Raw genomic sequence first — 19,842 nt, 5'->3', positions numbered from 1 at the left:
ATTCTATGACGTCTACTGCCGAAAATACCCGCCACGCGGGCCAGTCCCTCGGGGCGTGGCTCGCGTGGCGGGTGCTCCGCGGAATTGGCCTTTTTGCTTGCGCCACGCTGGCCCTTTTCGCGCTCGTCCAGGCGCTACCGGGCGATGCCGCCACGGTAAGCGCCGGCCGCCACGGCGAGGCCGCGGTGGAAGCCGCGCGCGAGGCTATGGGCCTGGATGCCCCGGTGCTCGCGCGCTATTTCGACTGGCTGAGCGGCTTTGTGCGCGGGGACCTGGGGACAACTCTTGTTACCGGGGTGCCGGTCTCCCAAACTCTTATTACCCCGGTTATCTCTACCCTGACGGTAGCAGCGATTGTTTTTGCCGGATTGTTTCTTATCGCCCTGCCGGTCTCCATTTACGCCGGCGCCCGTCCCTCGCGTTTTACCCGCGTTTCCCACGGCCTGGCGACAATCGTCACGGCAATGCCGGAGTTCGTGGTGGGGATCCTTGCCGTATTCGTCCTGGCGCAGGTTCTGGGCTGGCTCCCGGTGCTCTCGGTGCCCGGGCCGGGCCGCACCGTCTGGCAGGCTCCGACGGCGCTGATTATGCCCTCATTGTGCCTCTGGATCCTCTGCGCCGCCTCGCTTTTCCGCCGCGTGCGGGCGCTGGTGTCCACCTACGCGAATACGGCCTACGTCAAAGACGCCTACCTTTCCGGCCTTCCTCCCCGCACCGTGCTTTTCCACCATCTGCTTCCCACCGCGAGTTACCCCATCTGCCAGCTCTTCGTACAGATGATTCCCTACCTCCTGGGCGGGACGGTCGTGATCGAAACCGTCACGTCTTTCCCCGGCGTCGGTTATTCCCTGATCGGGGCTATCAATAATCGCGATGTACCCGTGGTGATGGGCATCGGGGGAGCGCTTATCGCCGTCACCACCATCGCCTACATCCTCGCTGACTTCATTGGTAAGCGTTTTGAGCGAATCGCGGCGGTGATCTAGATGCGACGCAAATTCTCTTGGAGCGCCAAGCTGTGGGGCGCGATGGTAATCCTGGTGCTACTCGCAACGCTCGCGGGCCCGCTCTTTGCCACCCGGCTGGGCGATCCACTCACCACCGAGGCCATAGCATACGAAACCGGCGGGCCGTGGGGCCTCGGCTACGACTATCTGGGCCGCCCCCTCGCCCCGCAACTTTTGCTAGGCGGGCGGCGCCTCCTCTTCGCGTCGGTGGTCACGGCCTTTTGTTGCCAAGCCCTGAGCTTGGCTCTCGGAATGTGGATGGCCACGCGCGCTCGCGGCAGTGGCGTTGCCCGCTTCGCCCTGGACGCCGCCCTCATTATCCCCATGATGGTGATGAGCCTGGTGGCCTACTCCGCCTCGGGCGGCTCGCTCTGGGCCACGGTCCCCATTGCCACTGTTCTCACGGCGCCGTTCTCCTCGCGTTACTACCAAACCACGGTAGCGCCGCTGCTCCGCTCTGGGTTCTACGAGGAAGCGCGGGTGGCCGGCGACAGCACTCCGGTCGCCCTGGTACGCGAGGTAGTCCCGCTGCTCGCCCGCCCGATTGCTACCGAGTTTGGGTTTTCCGTCATCACCGCGATTTACCTGCTCTCCACGGTTTCCTTCCTCGGCTCGACCAGCTCGTCAACCGGGTTTTTGTGGCCGAATATGGTTTCCCAAAACCTCCTCGGCCTCTCGCTCAACCCGTGGGCTTGCGGCGCACCCATGCTCGCGATTATCGCCCTCACCGTGCCGCTCAACCTGTTTATTGACGCCGCGAACCGGGAGGCAAAATGATTGCAATTACCGATCTCACGATTACCTCCGCCGCCGGCGCTGTCCTCGACGCCATTAATCTTCAGGTGCGCGGCGGCGAGCGCGTGGCCATCGTCGGCCCCTCGGGTTCTGGAAAATCCACCCTCGCCCTCTCGGTGCTGGGTTACATTGCCCCCGGCTTGCACCTCGCCTCCGGTAGCGTGCGGCTTTCCGGGGAGCTCTCCGGTGGTTTTCCCGACGCCGTCGCGGTGGTCGACGCCGCCCATCATCGCCCCAAGTATTCGACTCTGCGAAAGGTGCGCCGAGGGATCGGCCGCGTGGACCAAGATCCGGCAGCTTCTCTGACTCCGACCTTCCGCGTGCGCCGTTTGGTGACCGAATTTGCCGGGCCGGACGTGGACGACGCCGCTGTGCAGGCCGCTATGGAGACGTTTGGACTGCCCGCTACCGAAGAATTCTTGCGCCGCTTTCCGGCGGAACTTTCGGGCGGGCAGCGCCGCCGCGTTGCCCTGGCCCGCACCCTCATGAAGCGTCCGCAGCTACTCATTTTGGACGAACCCACCTCCGGGCTCGACCCGCAAACCACCGCCAAGGTTTTGGAGTTGGTGCAGATTTTGGTCGCGCGACTCAATTGCACCGTTCTAACGATTACCCACCAGCTAGAAATCATTCCGGCCGTGGCGGACAGGGTGGTACGGCTTGAGGCAGGGCGGATCACCTCCGATGTGTTGGTGCCCGCGGGCGGCGGGCTTGGCGTGGGGCCGGACGAGGTGCCTGGAAATGAGCCGGGCGAAGCGCAGGGCAGAGCGGCGGGCGGCGATGTGCCGGGCGGCGATGTGGCGGTGAGTTCAGGGTCGGCCGAGGGGGTGAAGGCCACGCGGCAGGGGAGCGGTTCGCAGAGGGGAAGTGGTTCGCGGAAGGCTAGCTCGTCGAGTAAAACACCGCTTCTTACCGTGCGGTCTCTGAGCGCGGGTGCGCCAACGCTGGCTGAGCCGGTAGTGCGCGATCTGAGCTTTGAGCTCAGCGCGCACGAAGCCCTGGCAATTACCGGGCGTTCGGGAGCGGGTAAAACAACGATCGCCCGCACTCTGCTGGGGCTGTGGCCGCGCTTTGGCGGCGAGGTAGTTTTCGATGGAACGGCCCTCCCGGCCCGCTTGGAAGCCTGGCCGCGCTCCTTACGCGGGGCGCTGGGCTGGGTCACCCAAGATCCGGTGACCGCGGTCAATCCCGCCCTTACCCTCGGGGTGAGCATGCATCGCGCCGAAGCTCGAGCTCGGGGCATATTTGCTCGGGCTAATGGCCACGCCGATCAGCGCGGCAAAGACGGCGTCGAAAACGACGGTGCTTCGCTTAGTGCGGATGAGGCGGCGCGGCTAGTTGGCTTGCCCGAGGACTGGTCCCAGCGCTACCCGCGCCAGCTTTCGGGCGGGCAGATTCAGCGCTTTGCCCTCGCCCGCGCGTTGGCGGTCAACCGGAGGCTCATTATCTTGGACGAAGTCACCTCGAGCCTTGACCCCGCCACTCGCGATTCCCTCTGCGAAGTTCTACTACGGATTAAGGACCATGCCGCGCTCCTGGTAATCACCCACGATCCCGAAGTGGTGCGCGCGGTATGCGAGCGGGAGATTATCCTCGCGCCATAGCAGGCGAGGCGCGCCTGCGGATCACGGCGCGATGAGGCGCGGGCACGGCGTTGCAAATTAACTAAGGGTCTGTGGGGCTATCGGCAATCCCGAGGTGGTACGTTTGTACTAAAATATCTATGTAGGTATGCACAGCCAGGAGCACATCGGAGTGCGGTTGGTTGCCGATCCAGAGGAGCCAGAAGGCAATGGAGCAAAGAATGGCCGCGAATGCCGTCATCGCTTCGCGTCATGTATTTCTCAATCACGATTTTCCGGACGTTCCCGCGGCGCTGGTGGTGCGCGCGGGCCGCGTCGTCGCCCGCGTACCCTATGAACAGGCGAAACAATACGAGTGCGAGGGGGCTCCGCTGTTCGATTTCGGCGGATCCTTCATTTGCCCGGGATTCCATGACGCACACCAACACGTTTTCCATACGGCGCTTTTCCCGTCTGAAATAGCCACCAGCTACTGCGGCAAAAACGAGCAGGACTGCGTGAGGCACCTACAGGAATTCTCTGCCCGTGCGCCCAACGATGGATGGCTTATTGGGCAAGGATATCGGTATGCCTTGTGGGATCCGCCGCGAGTTCCTACGAAGGATTCTCTCGACGCCGCCTTCCCCGACCGCCCGGTGGCCATGTACTCGGGCGATTGCCATAATCTTTGGCTCAATAGCGCCGGCCTGCGAATCCTCGGCATCGATCGCGAAACTCGTCCACCGCATGGCGGAATTATTGAACGTGACGTCCAGGGCATCCCCACCGGGGTACTACGTGAGGCCGCCGCGATGCTCTACGCATCCCGGATTTTCAAATCGATCCCAAGCCAGATGGTTAAAAGCGCCTACGAAGGGCACTTCCAGCGCATGCTTTCGCAAGGGCTCACCAGCCTCTGCGATATGGCGCTGTGTCCTCTGCCGGGCGCGGACTGCGTAAATGAGGGAATTTACGAGGAACTTGAAAGCGAAGGGAAACTTGCCATGCGAGTTCACCTCTTCCCGCAGCTTATCGGTGACCTCGATCGAATCCTTGCCCTGCGCGCGCGTTTGCGCGGGTCGCTGTTGCGCGCTCCGGGAATGAAGCAATTTTTCGACGGCGTCTCCAGCGCTCATACTGCCTGGCTCCTCGAGCCTTACAGCAATCCGTACTTTGCCGGCGATAGCGGACGGCCCACGATTGAACCGGAAAAAATGCGCGAACTCATTATGAATGCGGCGGAGCATCATATTCCGGTACGCATCCACGCCATTGGAGACCGCTCGGTCAGCGAAGCCCTTGAGATCATTCGCGATGCTCAGGTGCGATTTGGAGTGCCGGAGCAAGGCCGCAACTCCCTAGAACATATTGAAAACCTCACCCGCGAAGACGCTCAGCTCTTTTCTCAGTTGGGAGTCGTTGCCTCGGTACAACCCCAGCACCTGGCCATCGATACCGAGCAACCGGCTCGCGATTTGGGGGAGGCGCGGGCGGCATTCATGTGGCCCTTCGCCACCTATGCAGAAACGGGAGCGGTTATGGCGTTCGGAACCGATGCTCCGTGCTCGCCCGCGAACTGGCGCGAGGTTCTCTCGTGTGCGGTCTGGCGCCAGAACCCCCAAACTCGCAGGCCTACCGAGGGGTGGCTTCCGGAGCAAAAGATTAGTATGCGGCAAGCACTGAGCGCCTATTCGCACGGTAGCGCCTACGTGGTAGGACGTGAGGGAGAGCTAGGGACTCTCGATGTGGGAAAGTATGCCGATATAGCCGTATGCAATGAAAACCTACTGACTTGCGGGCCTGAAGCGCTCCTCGAAGCCAGTATGCGTGCCACCTTTGTGGGCGGCGAACTGGTGTGGGAGCAGTGATACGCCCGCGGCCTGTTTTCCCCTTATCCCGCCACGCTTAGGAGTTTTGCGCCTGCGCGGAGGGAGCATTCTCCGGGTGCGTTTCCTGTTGCGCTGCGAGAGCGGCGGGGCAGTCAATGGCAATGGCGGATTCGGGGTGGGAGTCCGTGAGCGGAATCGCGCCGTGGGTGCGGTCCGGATGTTGCACCGCGCTGAGAAGAGCCAGTAGGGTCGGCACTAGCGAGGATGCACCGGAGTAAATGAGGTACCGCGAAATCCACTTCGGCTTGAACTTTTCCTTATAGGAGCGCAAACCGCGGAAGTTATAGACGCGATTACCGAAGTCGTAAACGTAGCGCACGATCTTTTCCTGGGCACGCGAATGCCGGCTAGAACCGGTATTGGAAAGCGGGGCCATGCCCAAATTGAAGGCGTGATAGCCAGCTTCTTTCGCCCATTCGATCAGCGAAACGAACAATCCGTCCATCGTGCCACCCGGGGCATCGGGCCGAATGCGCATAAGATCCACCGAAGCAACGCCCTCTTCCATGGGCATAAGGTTCGCGAAGCCCTCCACCCGGGCCTCGCTACGCACCACCGCCACCGGGGCCCGCCCGAGGTAGTCGGGGTCAAAGAAGCCAAGCGAGAAGCCCATCTCATCGCGGCCGCGCAACCAGGAATCGGAAACATCGCGGATTTCGCTGAGGAACTCCGGGCTGAAGGGCGGATGAACCATCTCGAAATGCGTTCCCTTTTCGCCCATGCGATTGCGCATGCGCCGGAACACCTTGCCCTTGTTGCCAACGTTCGAATAATCCTCCAGCACAACCGTGGCGTCTTCGCCGATTTTGAGGAAGCTGTAGCCGGTGTTGGCCGCCGCCGCCAAATATTTGGCGGATATTTCGTAAATGGAGGCCTTGCAGCCGTGGGTATCCGCGAAGGAGACGAATTCGTCGAGGAGTTCCTCGAAGGCATCCTCGTCACCAATTGGGTCACCCAGCGCAAGTAACAAATTACGCCAGGGCCGGTACATGAGTGCGGCAGTTCCGGCTTCGTTATAAAACACGGATTTATCGCCGAGGTAGAAAAGATGGGTGTACGGCGTCGCCCCGTATTTCGCCACGAAATCCTCGAAACGCCGCGTTTCCTCCGGCGTCGGATACTCGAATCCGGGAGCGCGCGAGCGCGAGAAAAGCAGGCCCAGAGCCACGATCGTCACCAGGAGCAAATAGAAAATTCCGGTGCGCCATCCGGCATGCGGATAGACCTGTACGCCGTCGGGAATCTTCGACCATCGCCACGCGAAAATCGCCAGCGGTACGCCGATCGCGATCACCAGCGAAACGGTGAACGACTTCCACTCGAAGTCGAGCGGCCCGCGCACGAAGGCGCCGCGGGAAAGATAGAGCAGGGCCGCGAAAATCACCAGCACCACAATCATTTGCGTGTCAAAACCGCGCGCGGTACCGGCCACGATCGCCACGATAAGAAGCACCAGGCAGGCGGTGTGAACGCGCTGGATTTTTTGGCGAATGCCGCGTGAGAGGATGACCAGCATTAACCCCACCATCAGGCAGGCGGCGCGAGAAGCACGGGCTACCTCAATGGGTACCAAATAGTGCAGGAAGCCAGGCAGGCGCGTGAAACCGGGCGCCACCGCCGAAACAATCAGCGCCACACCGGTGAAGAACATGGCCACCCAGAGCACCGTGACCAGCACAGCTTCGCGCCTCTCGCGGTTGACCAAGCCGATCTTCGGCGCAATGAATTCGTAGAGCCACGCGCCTACGGCCGCCAGCCAGGGGAAGAGGTAGTAGGTGACGCGATAGGCTACCAGCGCCAGGGCAAGCTCGGAAGGGTCGGCGCCCATTTGGCTAAAGAATGCGAAAACGGTGACGTCGAAGGTTCCCAAGCCGGCCGGCACGAAGGAGAGCAAGCCCACCAGGGTGGCGGTGGCGTAAACGAAGATTGCTTGGAGCAGGCCGACGCCGGGGGAGAATACGTGCACGCAGAGCCAGAAGAAGAGCGCGGCGGCAAGCCAGTCCGCAAGCGAGGCAATGAACATTCCCACCTTGGTGCGCCAGTCCTGCTGGCCGAGCACCGTAGAGCGCAGGTCAATTTTCCAGAAGTGGATTTTCCCCGCAATGAAGTAGATCGGGATATAGAGGCAGGCGATAACCGGGACGATGAGGAAGCGCCCGTCGTACCGTGAGGCGAAAGGCAGCGTGACGAGGAGGAGCGCGAACAGGCCGAGGAGGTTCGCGGCCCACACCGCCACCGAAACGCCCACCGCTTTCTTCGGGTCGGCGCCGGCTTTGGAGTAATAGCGGGCACGGATGGTTCCGCCGGTGAGGCCGCCGAGGCCGGCGAAGTTATTGAAGGCCTGGGCAATCCAGCCAATGCGCAGGGCGTGTGCGGCGGGCAGGTCCACGCCTACCGAGCGGGCGGCAAAAACGTCGTAGAGGCCGGTGGCGGAGAACGCCACGAAGGCGAGGATTACCAGCTCCATGAGGAGCGGCTTGGGAGTACCCGAGAGCACGGCGTGCATGCGCTCGCCGGAAAGTTCGGCAATTTGCCCCTTCGCGATGAAGACGACGGCGACGGCGATGAGCGCGTAAAAAACTAGCTTGAGTACTTTCGCGTGCTCTTTGATGAATTGCTTCACATCATTCCTTACCGTTGGTGGGCCATCGCTGGCGCTAACGGGAGTGCATGGCGGAGAGGCGCGCCGCTACGGTGTGTGGGCGCTTCGAAAAACCTCGCGCGATGCGCCGCCGCGTATGAGCGCGGGAGCCCCGCCTGCCCGGCGGCGGCCCCGATACTTTCGATGCTCATTATAGGCCGGTGGTCGGCGCGATGGGCCGGATGATGTTCACACTCCAGGGGTGCGAATCTCCATCTCAGGTAGGAGAATTGGGGATTTTGTGACAAAAGTGCCTCATGTTCTCCACGTTTGGCGAAGACACGCGGCAATTCGTCTCGAAATTCCGCAAGTGGCCCGATATTCCGCTACATTTCTGCCTAGTGGTTCGAATTCGAGCCATGGAAGTTAGATCAATAAGACGAGAGGTATTCATATGTCCCTCAACCGCACTGAGCTTATCGCGGCCATCGCCGAAGAAGCCGGCCTGTCCAAGTCCGACGCCGACAAGGCGATCGCCGCGCTGCAGAAGGTCCTCGTTGACTCGCTCTCCAAGGGCGAGCAGGTGAAGATCACCGGTCTGATGTCCTTCGAGCGCACCGAGCGCGCTGCTCGCAAGGGTCGCAATCCGCGCACCGGCGAAGAGATCGAGATCCCCGCTGGCTACGGCGTAAAGATTTCGGCTGGTTCCAACCTCAAGAACGCCGTCCAGAAGTAACTTTCTAACGGCTTCAAAAGGTCCCGCAAAATGCGGGGCCTTTTTCTTTTGGCCGGCCTGGCTTGTGCGCGCTTCGCCGTCGTGCACGCTTCGCGCGCGAGGCGAGTAGACATTCTCACGCGTGCGGACTTCTGGACTACGCGAGGTGGGGCAGTAGAATTCCCACATGATCACTTGTTCTTCTCAGCCGCTTGATGCTCCGCAGAGTCCGCAAACCGAAGGCGCTTCCTCTGTTGACGTTTTAGAGCGCACGCGAGAAGAGCAGTCGCCGGGTGATGAAGAGCGCTACGCGCATTACGTGCGCAAGGAACGCCAACTTGAGTCCGCTTTTACCGGCCGCCCGGTGGTGGCACTGTGCGGGAAAGTTTGGGTGCCCACCCGCAACCCGGAGAGCTTCCCTGTCTGCCCGGTGTGTAAAGAAATTTTCGAGCAAATGGGCAAACAGGGTAGTGGCTGGCCATTTGGCCCGGACGTTCCGGGAAGTGGGAAGTGAGGCTGGGTAGCAGCCAGCCACGTAATACCCCGCAAACACCTTCGCTTCGCGCCGCCGAGAGCCTCCCTCCGGCGTTTCCTGAGCGCGCGGCGTGGGGAACGACGTCGTCGCTACGTGCCTGGCAGGCGGAAGCACTCAACCTCTACATGAACTCCCACGAGCGGGACTTCCTCGCCGTGGCGACCCCGGGAGCTGGGAAAACAACGTTCGCTCTGCGGGTGGCGGTGGAACTTTTGGCGCGCGGGGAGGCGCAGACCATCACCGTGGTTTGCCCCACCGAACACCTGAAGACTCAGTGGGCGAACGCGGCGGCACGCGTGGGAATCCAACTCGACCCCGATTTCACTAACGCGCAGCGCCAGGAGGGTGACTTCTTCAACGGCGTATGCGTCACCTACGCGCAGGTCGCGGCCAACCCTGAGCTTCATCGGCGCCGCACCGGCGCGCGTCAAACCTTCGTGATCCTGGACGAAGTCCACCACGGCGGTGACGCGCTTTCCTGGGGTGCCGGCATTCGCGCCGCCTTCGAACACGCCGCGCGCCGACTTTCCTTGACGGGTACGCCCTTCCGCTCGGACACCGCGCTGATTCCGTTCGTGGACTACGAAAAGGACGGCTACGGGAACCTCACTTCGCGGGCGGACTACACCTACGGTTACGAGGAGGCCCTACGCGACGGCGTTGTGCGTCCGGTGATTTTCCTGTCTTATTCAGGCCAAATGCGGTGGCAGACCAAGCAGGGTGACGTGCTGGAGGCAACCCTCGGCGAGCCGCTTACGAAGGACATGACCTCGCAGGCGTGGCGCACCGCCCTCAACCCCAAGGGGGAGTGGATTCCCGCGGTGATGGCCGCCGCTGACGAGCGCCTCACCGTGGTGCGTCGCTCCATTCCCGATTCGGGTGGGTTGGTCATTGCCTCGAACCAGTCTGACGCGCGCGCTTACGCGGATGTGTTGCGCGAGGTGAGCGGGGAGGAACCCACCGTCGTTCTTTCCGACGACGCCGGAGCATCGGACAAAATCCAGGAATTCTCGGACGGGACCGGGCGCTGGATGGTCGCGGTGCGGATGGTATCCGAAGGCGTGGACGTGCCGCGCTTGGCCGTGGGCGTTTACGCCACCAGCGCTTCCACACCGCTGTTCTTTGCCCAGGCCATTGGGCGTTTTGTGCGTGCCCGACGGCGCGGTGAGACGGCCACCGTTTTCCTCCCCTCGGTGCCGCAGCTGCTAGGGCTGGCGTCCGAATTGGAAAAGCAGCGCGACCACGTGGTATCCGTGCGACGCGGCGAAACTGGCTGGGACGACGCCGCCCTCGAGGAAGCCAATCGGGAGGAGCGAGCTGAAGAAGACCTCATGCTTCCCGGTTTCGAGGCCCTCGAATCCGGCGCCGCTTTTGACCGTGCGCTGTTCGACGGTGGTGAGTTTGGCCTGGGCGCGGCGGTCGGCTCGGATGAAGAAGCCGATTTCTTAGGGATTCCGGGGCTTTTGGAGCCTGATCAGGTGACCACTCTGCTTCGCCAGCACCAGGCTGAGCAGGCGAAAAGCCGGCGCTCTGCGGCGGGGGCGGCTGGCGCACAGGGGATGTCCGAGACTCAGCGCCGGCGAAAAGCACGCAAGGAACTCTCCCAGCTTGTTTCCGCTTGGGCGCAGAAGTCCGGCGACCCGCACGCGCTGATTCATACCGAGCTTCGCCGCGCGTGTGGTGGGCCGGAAGTCGCGCGTGCCTCTGCCGACCAGATCGAGGCCCGCGTCAACAAAATTCGTCACTGGTTTGTTGGGCGGCGCTAGGGCTGGTGTTGGGCTGGTTGGCGCGGGCTGGCGCTGGCGCGGGCGGCGGCGTCGAAAACGATACCCCCGGAGCTGGAGCCGGCGCTGACGATTCACGCCATTCCGATGATCCGGTGCAATTCGAGGACCCGCGGATTTTTTAGAAACCGTTGGCGAAACCTCGACGAGTGCGCGCCAGGTGTTGGCGCGGGCGCGGACGAGCACCGCTTATCCGCTTTTCGGGCAGGCCATCGGTGAAGGTCGCCTTTCCGCGAACTATCTGGATATGCTCACGCGGCGGGGTAGTGCCGGCCACATTAGGGATTACGTGTTCTCTCACCCCGAATCCGAGCAGGATTTACTCGATCTGGCTCGGAAATCATCCAGCCCGAGTGAATTTGGTAAAAGCTGAGGGCCTGGGCGATGAAAACCATGCCCACAACGGTAGAACGTAAGACGAAGTCAAGTCGGAAGGCGTCACGCCTGTATTTTGCCGCCGCGAAGGACGAATCCGGATGGAAGATCTTCGGCGATTTTGACGATATTGATGGCCAGCACATCGCGACCTGGATGAAAATGATTACCGGGCGGAAGGCCCTCAGCGATCATCGGAGCTTGCCCGACAGGCGGTCCGTAGCGTTCACCAGCGCCGTTCTCAACGGCACCAGTAGCGAGCCAACTCGGGCGCCCAGGCAAGCAATCACCTGGCCCCGCGATTCCCTCGTACGAGTTCCTTATCCGACGCTGAGCGCTACGCGCAACTCACGGTTTTGCCGCCTTGCGCGGGAAACGACCGCGGTCCGGTTTGCCCAAGATGTTTGACACCCATTCCGAGCGAATATCTCGCTAGCTGCGCGGGTGCTTTTGGGCCTGTCATAACATCTCCGACATCGGAAGAGCGTCGGGGAGGTGTCCGTCGCCAGCGGATATCTCGGAAGATGCTCCGATTTCATCTGGAACCATGTTGCCCGTGCATCCATTAGACATATCTGGAGGGGCAGGCGAGACGCCGTGCGAGACCGGGGCTCCAAACCCAGGTGGGCCCCGAAGCTCAGTGCGCGCGTTCAACGCAAGATGGAGATTCTCAACGCTGGCTACGACAAGGGCAGGCGCTCGCTCTTGCGCATTTCTGCCTCGAATCCAGGCAATGAGTTTGGGTTAGATGGAGCAACTGTGCCCTGCGGGCATTCGCGTCCGCTAGCCGGAATGCCCGAGTGTCCCTACTGCCTCCAGGCCGCACCTCCGCGGCCAGAAGAGCGCGTTCCGAGGAGGAGTGTGCCCGCCGAACGGCCGAGCACGTCCAAGATCTCGATAATCGATACCTTCAGGCTGATGCCTGAAGTGTGCATGACAGCCTGCGGGCTGATGTCGCTGGTGCCGGCTATCATGGGGCCGGCGTGCTCGATGCGGCTTGCGGGGCCGGCGCGTCGTGCGAACCGTGTTCGACGGCGCCAGCACGGTACTCGACACGGGTCGAGAAACCCGGCTCTACTCGCCATCTTAGAAGAATGCGGTCATTGCGCGCGACGGCGGATGTATTTTCCCTGGCTGTGACGATACCTACCGCACCTGCGAGATCCATCACGCCCAAGAGTGGAGTAGCGGCAAGGGCAGCACAGATATCAGCAACGCTGTCTGTCTGTGCTGGCGCCATCACCGCTACGTCCACGAGGGGCACGTCCGGATCCACATCCATGACCTCGCGTCCTCTTTGAAAACGACGCCCAAGGCCTGATCGGAACACACCGGTGGCACGGCTAAGGCGAGGCAAAGCTCAACCGCCGGGCCGGCCTTGGTCGGGCGGTTGGACTTTGCCCGAAAGTCGGGTGCTGGCTTAGCGCCCGCCGGCTAGGCGATGGCCTTAGCGGGAGGCGAAGGGATTGCCCTTCTCTGTGGCCTGGCTGGGGGCGTCGTCGTCGGAGAAGATATCGACGTACGTGGTGGGGATCGCCGGATCACCGCCGGAGAGGCGCCAGCCGTCGTAGGGGAGGTCGCGGCGAGAGCTGATATGGCGGTCGCGGGCCTCGGGCAGGACGTTGCGGGCGCGGTAGCGGTCGTCGATCTTGCCCTCGCTAATGAGCTTCACCTGCACCGGGCGGGCGCCGCGGGAGCGGATGTACTCCAGGCCCTCCTCGAAGGTCTGCGCCGAGACGATGAGCTCCTCGGAGGCGTGGCCGTCCTCGCTCAGTCGCCCGGCCACCTTGAGACCGCCGACGGAAGCCTTATTCTCGGAACGCTTGCCAACTTCATGCATCTTGCCGTCCGAGCCTTCGCGCTCGACGATCTTGTAAACGAGCTGGGCGGTGGGGTAGCCGGAGCCAGTCACGAGGCGGGTACCAATTCCGTAGCCATCCACCGGGGCGGCCTGCAGGCCGGCCAGAGCATATTCATCCAGATCCGAGGTCACCGTAATCTTCGTCTTCGTGGCGCCGAGCTTGTCGAGCTGTTCGCGCACCTTGAAAGCGCCGGCAATGAGGTCGCCTGAATCAATGCGCACCGCGCCGAGCTCGCCGCCAGCATCACGCGCGGCCTTGACGGCATTCTCGACGCCGCTCGGGATCGAGTAAGTATCCACCAGAAGCGTGGTACCAACGCCCATATTCTCAATTTGCGCGGCGAAAGCGTCCGGCTCGGAATCGTGTACCAGCGTGAACGAGTGGGCGGAGGTACCCGAAACCGGGATGCCGTAGCGGCGGCCGGCTTCGAGGTCCGACGTCGACGAGAAGCCAGCAATATATGCGGCGCGAGCAGCGGCGACTGCCGCAGACTCGTGAGCGCGGCGAGCGCCGAAATCAGCGCAGGGCCGGCCGTGGGCGGCAATGGTCATGCGCGAGGCCGCGGTTGCCACCGCCGAGTCGTAATTCATAATCGACAGGGCCACCGTTTCGAGCACACAGCACTCGGCAAACGAACCAACCGCGGTGATGACCGGGGAACCCGGGAAATAAAGCTCGCCTTCTGCGTAGCCGTAAAGATCGCCGGTGAACTTGTAATCCGCCAGCCACTCCAGCGCCCGCTCGGAGACGACGTGGTTGTCTCGCAGGTAGGTGAGCTCTTCGTCACCGAAACGGAACTTTTCGATGGCATCGAGAACGCGGCCCGTGCCGGCGACAACCCCATATCGGCGGTTGCCTGGCAGGCGCCGCCCGAAAAGCTCGAAAACCGAACGGCGAGAAGCAGTTCCAGACTGGAGAGCCGCGTCGATCATGGTCAGCTCGTACATGTCCGTCATTAAAGCTGTGCTTTGCGTCATGCGCATAAGCATAGCCCCACGATTACCTAATGGGCGCAAGTAATGCGTGCTTGGAGCCTGGCCTGATAAGAATCGCGCGACATCCTAGAATGGAAAGCATGACCCAAGGATCTGACCCAAGCACGGCCGCGCGGCAAGGCGAGGAAACCGCGGCGGGAGAAGCCGGGCGCTGGCAAACGGTGGTCCACAATGACCCCGTGAACTTAATGAGCTATGTGGAATGGGTGTTCGAGTCATACTTTGGCATGCCGCTGGAGCGCGCGCACGCGCTCATGTTGCGCGTCCACCACACCGGCCGGGCGGTGGTTTCCCGCGGAATGCGCGAAACGATGGAGGCGGATGCGCGCGCGATGCACACCTTCGGCCTGATGGCGACCATCGAGGAGGAGTCGGCGTGATTGGATTCAAACCTTGGCGTGGCGGCTATATGGGCGGTGCGGACGAGAACGAGCGGCGCCTGCTGGCGGGGGTGGCGCGCGACGTCGCCCAGCTCCTCGGCTACCACATTGATGAAGAGGCCGACCCGATCGGTCCGCCCGACCCCGAGCGCGACCCGCTGGAGGACTACGAGGCGGAGTTCGCCGATGTGGAGGCGGCGCTGGAGGAGGACGACGCCGTTGCCGCCCACCATGCGCTCGCACCCATGGATAATGCCTTGCTACGTTTGTTCCCCGATATGGCCGAGGACCCGCAACTGGCCGGGGAACTGCGGGATATGACCGAAGAGTCGATCTCGCAGCAGAAGGTTGAGAACCTGCGCTTCTTTGTGAACTCGCTCCGCCAAGAATCGGTGTGGGTGGGAAACGAGGATGTGGGCAAATGGGCCGCGGCCGCTAACGACATTCGAATTGTGCTCGCCTCGCGCCTGGAAATCCATGACGAGGACAGCGCGCGGGCGGTCGACGACGATGCCTGGGCAATCCTGCAGGGCGAGGGCGGCGGGGTGCAAAACTCCGAAGACTTGATGAAGGTGCTCTACATCATGCTTGCCTGGTGGCAAGATTCACTGGTCCAGGCCGTCCGAAATAAGCAATTACGCGGTTAAATTGATTTCGTGGATACGCGACCAATTGGTATTTTCGACTCCGGTGTTGGAGGTCTAACGGTCGCACGCGCGATCCTAGATCAGCTCCCGGGTGAGCCCGTCACTTACATTGGCGATACAGCCAACAGCCCGTACGGCACCAAGTCGATTTCGCAGGTGCGAGGCTTTGCGCTCGACATTATGGATCAGCTGGTCGCTTCGGGCGTGAAAATGCTGGTCATCGCCTGCAACTCCGCGACGAGCGCCGCTCTGGCGGATGCTCGCCAGCGCTATCAGGTGGAACTCGGAATCCCCGTTCTTGAAGTGATCCGCCCCGCCGTGCGCCGCGCGGTCAGCGCGACTCGCAACAAGAAAGTGGGCGTGATTGCCACCCAGGCGACGATCGCCTCTGGTTCGTACCCGGACGCGTTTGCCGCCGCGCCGGAAATTGAGCTCACCACCCAGGCCTGCCCGCGCTTTGTGGAGCTGGTGGAGTCCGGAATCACCGCCGGGCCAGATGCCCAGCAGGTGGCGGAAGAATACTTGGCGCCTATTCGTGAGGCGGGGGTGGATACGCTGGTGCTTGGTTGCACGCACTATCCGCTCTTGGCGGGAGTTATCTCCTACACCATGGGTGAGAGCGTTTCGATTGTCTCCTCCGCGGATGAAACCGCTCGGGATGTTTACCGTGCCCTCGCCGAGGCCGACCTCTTCGCGGGCATGGATAATCCGCAGCACAAGTTTTACGCGACGGGTGACCCGGAATCCTTCGGGCATCTAGCGCGCCGTTTCCTCGGTCCTGAGGTCGGAGCCCCACTATCCACGAAGGAGCTACCACAGTGAGACTTACCATCATCGGGTGCTCAGGTTCGATGTCTGGGCCCGAATCCCCGGCATCGTCGTATCTGGTTCAGGCAGATGGGCCTTCGGATACGCAAGGGGTGAAAACCTACACCATGGTGCTGGATTTCGGCCCCGGCGCGATGGGGCACCTGTTGCGCTACACGGATCCGGCGATGCTGGATGCCATTGCGATTTCGCACCTGCACGCCGACCACTGCGCGGATTTGGTGGGAATGCAGGTGTATCGGCGCTGGATTCCCTCGGGCCCGCTTCCCGCGATTCCGGTGTACTCGCCGGGCGATGGACGCCGGCGGATGCTCCAACTGTCAGACGACGATCCTTCCGATACCTACGAAACGGAATATGACTTCCGCCGGGTAGCGGCGGGGGATAGCTTCACCGTGGGGCCAATGAGGATTGAGGCATTCGCGGCCGAGCACACGGTGGAGGCCCTGGCCTACCGAATTACCGGCCCGTCGGATATTCGCGAGGGCAAGATGGCGGTGCTGACTTTCACCGGAGATACCGACCTGTGCGAAACCGAGGTGCAGGCAGCGGTGGGCGCGGACTTGCTACTTTCGGAAGCCGCCTACGAGGAAAATCGAGAGGACGTGCGCGGGGTGCATATGACGGGTGCCCGCGCCGGCCAGCTCGCCCAGCGCGCGGGGGCCAAGCAACTCGCGCTCACACACCTGCAGCCGTGGACGGATCCGAAGGAAGTGGCCCGCGAGGCGCGCGGCGAATTTGAAGGCCCGATCTCCTGCGTCAAGGCCGGGGAAGCCTTCAAACTATAGGCACGGTGTTGCCCGGCGCGATAACCTCGACGCATGGTGTTTCAACGTGCAGATGGGCGAGCAATTGATGAGCTACGCCCGGTAAGAATTCAACGTCACTATTTCGATGCGGGCGAGGGTAGCGTTTTGGTTTCCTACGGGAAGACCACCGTGCTGTGCGTAGCCTCGTTTGTTGAGGGCGTGCCGCGCTGGCTGAAGGGCCAGGGCCGCGGCTGGGTTACTGCCGAATATGCCATGCTTCCGCGCGCCACCAATGAGCGCTCGGCGCGCGAATCCGTGAAGGGGAAAGTCGGCGGGCGCACGCATGAGATTTCGCGCCTGATTGGGCGTAGCCTGCGCACCGTCGTCGACCTGGAAGCGTTGGGAGAAAATACGATTACGCTCGACTGTGATGTTTTGCAGGCCGACGGCGGAACTCGCACTGCCTCTATTACCGGCGCTTTCGTGGCGCTTGCGGACGCTGTGAGCTGGGGGATTCACTCCAAGGCTATGCCGCACCGAGCAATTTTGCGCGATAGTGTAAGCGCCGTGTCTGTTGGGTTCGTTGGCGGCCAGGCCGTGCTCGATTTGCCTTACGAAGAAGATTCGCGCGCGCAGACGGATATGAACGTGGTCGCGGTTGGCGCCGGCGACTACATCGAAATCCAGGGGACCGCTGAGCATAAGCCGTTCTCACGGGAGGATTTGGGGCAGTTGCTTGATCTTGCCGACGCCGGTAATCGGCGCCTGGCTGAGCTCCAGCGCGAGGTGCTGTTCGGCGATGATCCGATCGAGGAAGGGATTATCGCGCGATGACTGCGACTAAGGTTGCGCTGGCAACACACAATGCCCATAAAGTCGAGGAACTACGAGCAATTCTGGCGCCGTATCTGCCCGGCATTACGCTCCTTTCGGCCGCGGATTTTGATCTGCCCGAGCCGGTGGAAGACGAGGTCACCTTTGCCGGCAATGCGCTTATTAAGGCCCGTCAACTCGCTGCGCAGGGAGTAATTGCGCTCGCTGACGATTCGGGGATTTGCGTTGACGCCCTGGGCGGGGCGCCGGGCGTTTTCTCCGCGCGTTGGAGTGGCAAGCACGGGGACGACGCCGCTAACCGGCAGCTACTTTTAGCTCAGTTGGCAGATGTCCCCGATCGCCATCGCGGCGCGCGTTTTCACGCCGCGGCGGTGATGGTAACGCCAGAGGGCGAGGAAATCGTCTGCGAAGCGGATATGCCCGGTGTGTTGCTTTATGGGGAACGCGGTGAGGGCGGCTTTGGCTACGACCCGATCTTTATGGCCGAGGGCCAGGATCGCTCAAACGCCGAGCTGACCATGGAAGAAAAGGACGCGATCTCCCATCGCGGCAAGGCATTTCGCCAGCTCGCGCCGCATGTCGCGCGGGCGCTAGGCGCGCGCTAGCAGCCCCGCGCTAGAGCAAACCAAGATGCGCCAGGGCGCGCCGCAAAAGCGCGGCGTGCCCGGGTGACATCTCGGCCTGTAAATCGGGGGTGCGAGCCTCACCCGGGGTGAACCAAGAGAACTCGAGGGCGTCGTCACCGGGCTTGCAGTCACCCTGAATTGGGACGATATAACACAGGTCGATTCGATGCTGGCGTTCGTCAAATAAAACGTCGTCGCCGGCGGGGGTGGGGAAGTACTCTTGCACGGCGAATGGCGTAATTGAGGCGGGAATCTGCGGGAGCGCCATCGGACCGAAGTCTTTTTCAATATGGCGAACCAGTGCCTCGCGCAGCGGCTCGTGGAAAAGCACTCGCCCGGCCGGGAACTCGCGGGTGATCCCCACCGAGTCGAGGCGTAGCAGCATACCAATCGCCACGACCCGGCCCTGATCATCGAGCCGCACCGGCACCACGTCCACGTAGGGAATGGGCGTTTTGGCTCGGACAAAAGTGAGTTCATCGGGCCCCAGCCACGGCCCCATATCTGCCGAATCAATTTCGCTCATGCGCTTAATACTGCCACGCGAATTCCTCCTGCCAGCCGAAATGGCACTGGCGCGGCGCTAGTTTTCTCGTGCGGTGGAACGCCGGGCGCGCCGGGTGCGGGTAACCTAGATCCATGCGTTCCACACAAGCGGCTCGAATTCTCAGCATTGTACTGCTCGTTTATGGCCTCGCGCTGTGCGTTTTCGGCTGGGTCTGCGTCGCCCGCTCCGGCTTCTTCGCCGGATTCCTCGCGCCGATCGTTCTCGCCTCGCTCGGCCTGATCGGCGCCGCAGTTGGCTACAAAATCAACAATGCTTGGGTTTTCGCCGGGGGCCTCCTTTTTGCCCTCTGGTTTTCGCCCGGCACCGTCGGATTCTGGCCAAATGGCATCGGTCTCCTCGTTTTCTTGGCATGGATCGTCGTTATAGCGAAAGGACAGCTCAATGAACCACTCGGCTGAAGCACATCGCCTGGAGGTTGGCGACGTCGCACCAGACTTCACCCTTCCCGCAACAGCCTTGCCGGGCGAAGAAGGCCCTGGCGCGCAGCAGTTCCACCTGCACGACGAAATCGCGACGGCGGAAAGCGGCGTCGTCGTCTACTTCTATCCCAAGGCGGAGACGCCGGGATGTACGAAGGAAGCTTGCGATTTTCGCGATAATCTCAACTCGCTACGGGCGGCCGGTTACACGGTGATTGGAATTTCTGCCGACCCGCTGGCCAAGCTTGAGAAGTTCCAGGACAATCACGGCCTGAACTTCCGGCTCGCTTCCGACCCGGACCACGAGGTGCATCGGGCCTATGGCGCGTGGGGCGAGAAGAACTCCTATGGCCGCAAGAGTGTAGGTACGATTCGCTCGACGTTCGTGGCGGATCGAAGCGGGAAAATTGTGCGGGCCATGTACAACGTGCGCGCGACCGGGCACGTGGCTCGGCTACGGCGAGAGCTCGGCATCGATGCTTAGCGCGGCGCGGCATCGCCTGTGCCGCACGGCGCCGCGTGCCAATAGCGAGAGGCCTAACAAAGCTCGGCATGGCGATCTACTTGCCAAATAGGTTAGACTTCCACAGTTGCGCGCGAGTGGCGGAATTGGCAGACGCGCTGGATTTAGGTTCCAGTGCCCTCGGGCGTGGGGGTTCAAGTCCCCCCTCGCGCACGTAGTAGCGCTTCG

21 protein-coding genes and 1 tRNA gene are annotated in these 19,842 nt (G+C 62.2%); 18 read left to right on the top strand and 4 right to left on the bottom strand.

The genetic code is table 11. The features are described from left to right. Nucleotides 1-5: 5 nt before the first annotated feature. The 4 genes from BN2664_RS03365 (at nucleotide 6) to BN2664_RS03350 (ending at nucleotide 5,232) form a co-directional block, all read left to right on the top strand. Nucleotides 6-986, top strand: a complete 981-nt coding sequence (locus BN2664_RS03365; RefSeq protein WP_007001624.1) for an ABC transporter permease — start codon at nucleotides 6-8, stop codon at nucleotides 984-986. After that, nucleotides 987-1,784, top strand: a complete 798-nt coding sequence (locus BN2664_RS03360; protein WP_007001625.1) for an ABC transporter permease subunit — start codon at nucleotides 987-989, stop codon at nucleotides 1,782-1,784. After that, the gene (locus tag BN2664_RS03355; protein ID WP_007001626.1) at nucleotides 1,781-3,406 is read left to right on the top strand and encodes an ABC transporter ATP-binding protein; all 1,626 of its coding nucleotides are present in this window, start codon (nucleotides 1,781-1,783) and stop codon (nucleotides 3,404-3,406) included. Before BN2664_RS03360 ends, BN2664_RS03355 begins: the two co-directional genes overlap by 4 nt. Nucleotides 3,407-3,594: 188 nt before the next feature. Further along, on the top strand, nucleotides 3,595-5,232 hold the full coding sequence (locus BN2664_RS03350) for an amidohydrolase (RefSeq protein ID WP_007001627.1): 1,638 nt from the start codon (nucleotides 3,595-3,597) through the stop codon (nucleotides 5,230-5,232). A 37-nt stretch (nucleotides 5,233-5,269) separates the two neighbouring features. On the opposite strand, the gene mprF is transcribed toward BN2664_RS03350, so the two are convergent. Beyond that, nucleotides 5,270-7,876 carry a bifunctional lysylphosphatidylglycerol flippase/synthetase MprF gene (gene mprF, locus BN2664_RS03345; RefSeq protein WP_007001628.1) on the bottom strand — a complete coding sequence of 869 codons (2,607 nt, stop codon included), beginning with the start codon at nucleotides 7,874-7,876 and terminating at the stop codon, nucleotides 5,270-5,272. A gap of 412 nt (nucleotides 7,877-8,288) precedes the next feature. Between mprF and BN2664_RS03340 the strand changes: the two genes are divergently transcribed. The 4 genes from BN2664_RS03340 to BN2664_RS03320 all read left to right on the top strand — a co-directional run bounded on the left by BN2664_RS03340 (nucleotide 8,289) and on the right by BN2664_RS03320 (nucleotide 11,651). Continuing rightward, nucleotides 8,289-8,570, top strand: coding sequence for an HU family DNA-binding protein (locus BN2664_RS03340; protein ID WP_007001629.1), 282 nt, complete (start codon nucleotides 8,289-8,291; stop codon nucleotides 8,568-8,570). A 166-nt stretch (nucleotides 8,571-8,736) separates the two neighbouring features. After that, nucleotides 8,737-9,063, top strand: a complete 327-nt coding sequence (locus BN2664_RS03335; protein WP_007001630.1) for a DUF3039 domain-containing protein — start codon at nucleotides 8,737-8,739, stop codon at nucleotides 9,061-9,063. Beyond that, nucleotides 9,060-10,850, top strand: coding sequence for a DEAD/DEAH box helicase (locus BN2664_RS03330; protein WP_007001631.1), 1,791 nt, complete (start codon nucleotides 9,060-9,062; stop codon nucleotides 10,848-10,850). The genes BN2664_RS03335 and BN2664_RS03330 overlap by 4 nt, the downstream gene beginning before the upstream one ends. Nucleotides 10,851-11,252: 402 nt before the next feature. Next, nucleotides 11,253-11,651, top strand: a complete 399-nt coding sequence (locus BN2664_RS03320; protein ID WP_007001633.1) for a hypothetical protein — start codon at nucleotides 11,253-11,255, stop codon at nucleotides 11,649-11,651. Between the two features lie 398 nt (nucleotides 11,652-12,049). Here the strand turns inward: BN2664_RS03320 and BN2664_RS09430 are convergent, their stop codons facing one another. Then, nucleotides 12,050-12,178: a hypothetical protein gene (locus BN2664_RS09430; protein ID WP_269431465.1), complete on the bottom strand. Its 129-nt coding sequence runs from the start codon at nucleotides 12,176-12,178 to the stop codon at nucleotides 12,050-12,052. A 167-nt stretch (nucleotides 12,179-12,345) separates the two neighbouring features. On the opposite strand from BN2664_RS09430, the gene BN2664_RS09335 reads away from it, so the two are divergent. After that, a complete protein-coding gene (locus BN2664_RS09335; RefSeq protein WP_308663185.1) occupies nucleotides 12,346-12,564 on the top strand; it encodes an HNH endonuclease signature motif containing protein in 219 nt (72 codons plus the stop codon). 126 nt (nucleotides 12,565-12,690) lie between these two features. On the opposite strand, the gene BN2664_RS03310 is transcribed toward BN2664_RS09335, so the two are convergent. Next, entirely contained in the window at nucleotides 12,691-14,088 is a 1,398-nt protein-coding gene (locus BN2664_RS03310; protein WP_051014186.1) for a nicotinate phosphoribosyltransferase, read from the bottom strand. Nucleotides 14,089-14,171: 83 nt separating this feature from the next. On the opposite strand from BN2664_RS03310, the gene clpS reads away from it, so the two are divergent. The 6 genes from clpS to rdgB are packed head-to-tail and all read left to right on the top strand — an operon-like array spanning nucleotide 14,172 to nucleotide 18,143. Beyond that, nucleotides 14,172-14,480: an ATP-dependent Clp protease adapter ClpS gene (clpS, locus tag BN2664_RS03305; protein WP_007001637.1), complete on the top strand. Its 309-nt coding sequence runs from the start codon at nucleotides 14,172-14,174 to the stop codon at nucleotides 14,478-14,480. Further along, nucleotides 14,477-15,127 carry a DUF2017 family protein gene (locus BN2664_RS03300; RefSeq protein WP_007001638.1) on the top strand — a complete coding sequence of 217 codons (651 nt, stop codon included), beginning with the start codon at nucleotides 14,477-14,479 and terminating at the stop codon, nucleotides 15,125-15,127. The genes clpS and BN2664_RS03300 overlap by 4 nt, the downstream gene beginning before the upstream one ends. A gap of 9 nt (nucleotides 15,128-15,136) precedes the next feature. After that, complete coding sequence (murI, locus tag BN2664_RS03295) at nucleotides 15,137-15,949, top strand: glutamate racemase (RefSeq protein WP_007001639.1); 813 nt, start codon at nucleotides 15,137-15,139, stop codon at nucleotides 15,947-15,949. Further along, nucleotides 15,946-16,743, top strand: a complete 798-nt coding sequence (locus BN2664_RS03290; RefSeq protein ID WP_007001640.1) for an MBL fold metallo-hydrolase — start codon at nucleotides 15,946-15,948, stop codon at nucleotides 16,741-16,743. Before murI ends, BN2664_RS03290 begins: the two co-directional genes overlap by 4 nt. A gap of 33 nt (nucleotides 16,744-16,776) precedes the next feature. After that, a complete protein-coding gene (gene rph, locus BN2664_RS03285) occupies nucleotides 16,777-17,538 on the top strand; it encodes a ribonuclease PH (protein ID WP_007001641.1) in 762 nt (253 codons plus the stop codon). Next, the gene (gene rdgB, locus BN2664_RS03280; protein ID WP_007001642.1) at nucleotides 17,535-18,143 is read left to right on the top strand and encodes an RdgB/HAM1 family non-canonical purine NTP pyrophosphatase; all 609 of its coding nucleotides are present in this window, start codon (nucleotides 17,535-17,537) and stop codon (nucleotides 18,141-18,143) included. Before rph ends, rdgB begins: the two co-directional genes overlap by 4 nt. 10 nt (nucleotides 18,144-18,153) lie before the next feature. Here rdgB and BN2664_RS03275 read toward each other — a convergent pair whose 3' ends face one another. Then, entirely contained in the window at nucleotides 18,154-18,690 is a 537-nt protein-coding gene (locus BN2664_RS03275) for a DUF4916 domain-containing protein (protein ID WP_007001643.1), read from the bottom strand. A 113-nt stretch (nucleotides 18,691-18,803) separates the two neighbouring features. On the opposite strand from BN2664_RS03275, the gene BN2664_RS03270 reads away from it, so the two are divergent. The 3 genes from BN2664_RS03270 (at nucleotide 18,804) to BN2664_RS03260 (ending at nucleotide 19,827) form a co-directional block, all read left to right on the top strand. Continuing rightward, nucleotides 18,804-19,130: a hypothetical protein gene (locus tag BN2664_RS03270; RefSeq protein WP_007001644.1), complete on the top strand. Its 327-nt coding sequence runs from the start codon at nucleotides 18,804-18,806 to the stop codon at nucleotides 19,128-19,130. Further along, nucleotides 19,114-19,635, top strand: coding sequence for a peroxiredoxin (locus BN2664_RS03265; RefSeq protein WP_007001645.1), 522 nt, complete (start codon nucleotides 19,114-19,116; stop codon nucleotides 19,633-19,635). The genes BN2664_RS03270 and BN2664_RS03265 overlap by 17 nt, the downstream gene beginning before the upstream one ends. Nucleotides 19,636-19,745: 110 nt before the next feature. Then, nucleotides 19,746-19,827 (top strand) — tRNA-Leu (locus BN2664_RS03260). Nucleotides 19,828-19,842 lie beyond the last annotated feature (15 nt).

The organism is Actinobaculum massiliense (assembly GCF_001457435.1).
Classification (GTDB): domain Bacteria; phylum Actinomycetota; class Actinomycetes; order Actinomycetales; family Actinomycetaceae; genus Actinobaculum; species Actinobaculum massiliense.
Note: the sequence above shows the minus strand (reverse complement) of the source record. Positions and strands in the feature narration are given on the sequence as shown.

Bases quoted from the DNA above. Each gene is read 5' to 3' on its own strand.
- rdgB (WP_007001642.1), top strand. From the start codon at position 17,535: ATGACTGCGACTAAGGTTGCGCTGGCAACACACAATGCCCATAAAGTC.
- BN2664_RS03265 (WP_007001645.1), top strand. From the start codon at position 19,114: ATGAACCACTCGGCTGAAGCACATCGCCTGGAGGTTGGCGACGTCGCA.
- BN2664_RS03355 (WP_007001626.1), top strand. From the start codon at position 1,781: ATGATTGCAATTACCGATCTCACGATTACCTCCGCCGCCGGCGCTGTC.
- BN2664_RS03360 (WP_007001625.1), top strand. From the start codon at position 987: ATGCGACGCAAATTCTCTTGGAGCGCCAAGCTGTGGGGCGCGATGGTA.
- BN2664_RS03350 (WP_007001627.1), top strand. From the start codon at position 3,595: ATGGAGCAAAGAATGGCCGCGAATGCCGTCATCGCTTCGCGTCATGTA.
- BN2664_RS03335 (WP_007001630.1), top strand. From the start codon at position 8,737: ATGATCACTTGTTCTTCTCAGCCGCTTGATGCTCCGCAGAGTCCGCAA.
- BN2664_RS03310 (WP_051014186.1), bottom strand. From the start codon at position 14,088: ATGCGCATGACGCAAAGCACAGCTTTAATGACGGACATGTACGAGCTG.
- BN2664_RS03340 (WP_007001629.1), top strand. From the start codon at position 8,289: ATGTCCCTCAACCGCACTGAGCTTATCGCGGCCATCGCCGAAGAAGCC.
- BN2664_RS03275 (WP_007001643.1), bottom strand. From the start codon at position 18,690: ATGAGCGAAATTGATTCGGCAGATATGGGGCCGTGGCTGGGGCCCGAT.
- BN2664_RS09430 (WP_269431465.1), bottom strand. From the start codon at position 12,178: ATGCACACTTCAGGCATCAGCCTGAAGGTATCGATTATCGAGATCTTG.
- BN2664_RS03320 (WP_007001633.1), top strand. From the start codon at position 11,253: ATGAAAACCATGCCCACAACGGTAGAACGTAAGACGAAGTCAAGTCGG.
- BN2664_RS03365 (WP_007001624.1), top strand. From the start codon at position 6: ATGACGTCTACTGCCGAAAATACCCGCCACGCGGGCCAGTCCCTCGGG.
- rph (WP_007001641.1), top strand. From the start codon at position 16,777: ATGGTGTTTCAACGTGCAGATGGGCGAGCAATTGATGAGCTACGCCCG.
- clpS (WP_007001637.1), top strand. From the start codon at position 14,172: ATGGAAAGCATGACCCAAGGATCTGACCCAAGCACGGCCGCGCGGCAA.
- BN2664_RS03270 (WP_007001644.1), top strand. From the start codon at position 18,804: ATGCGTTCCACACAAGCGGCTCGAATTCTCAGCATTGTACTGCTCGTT.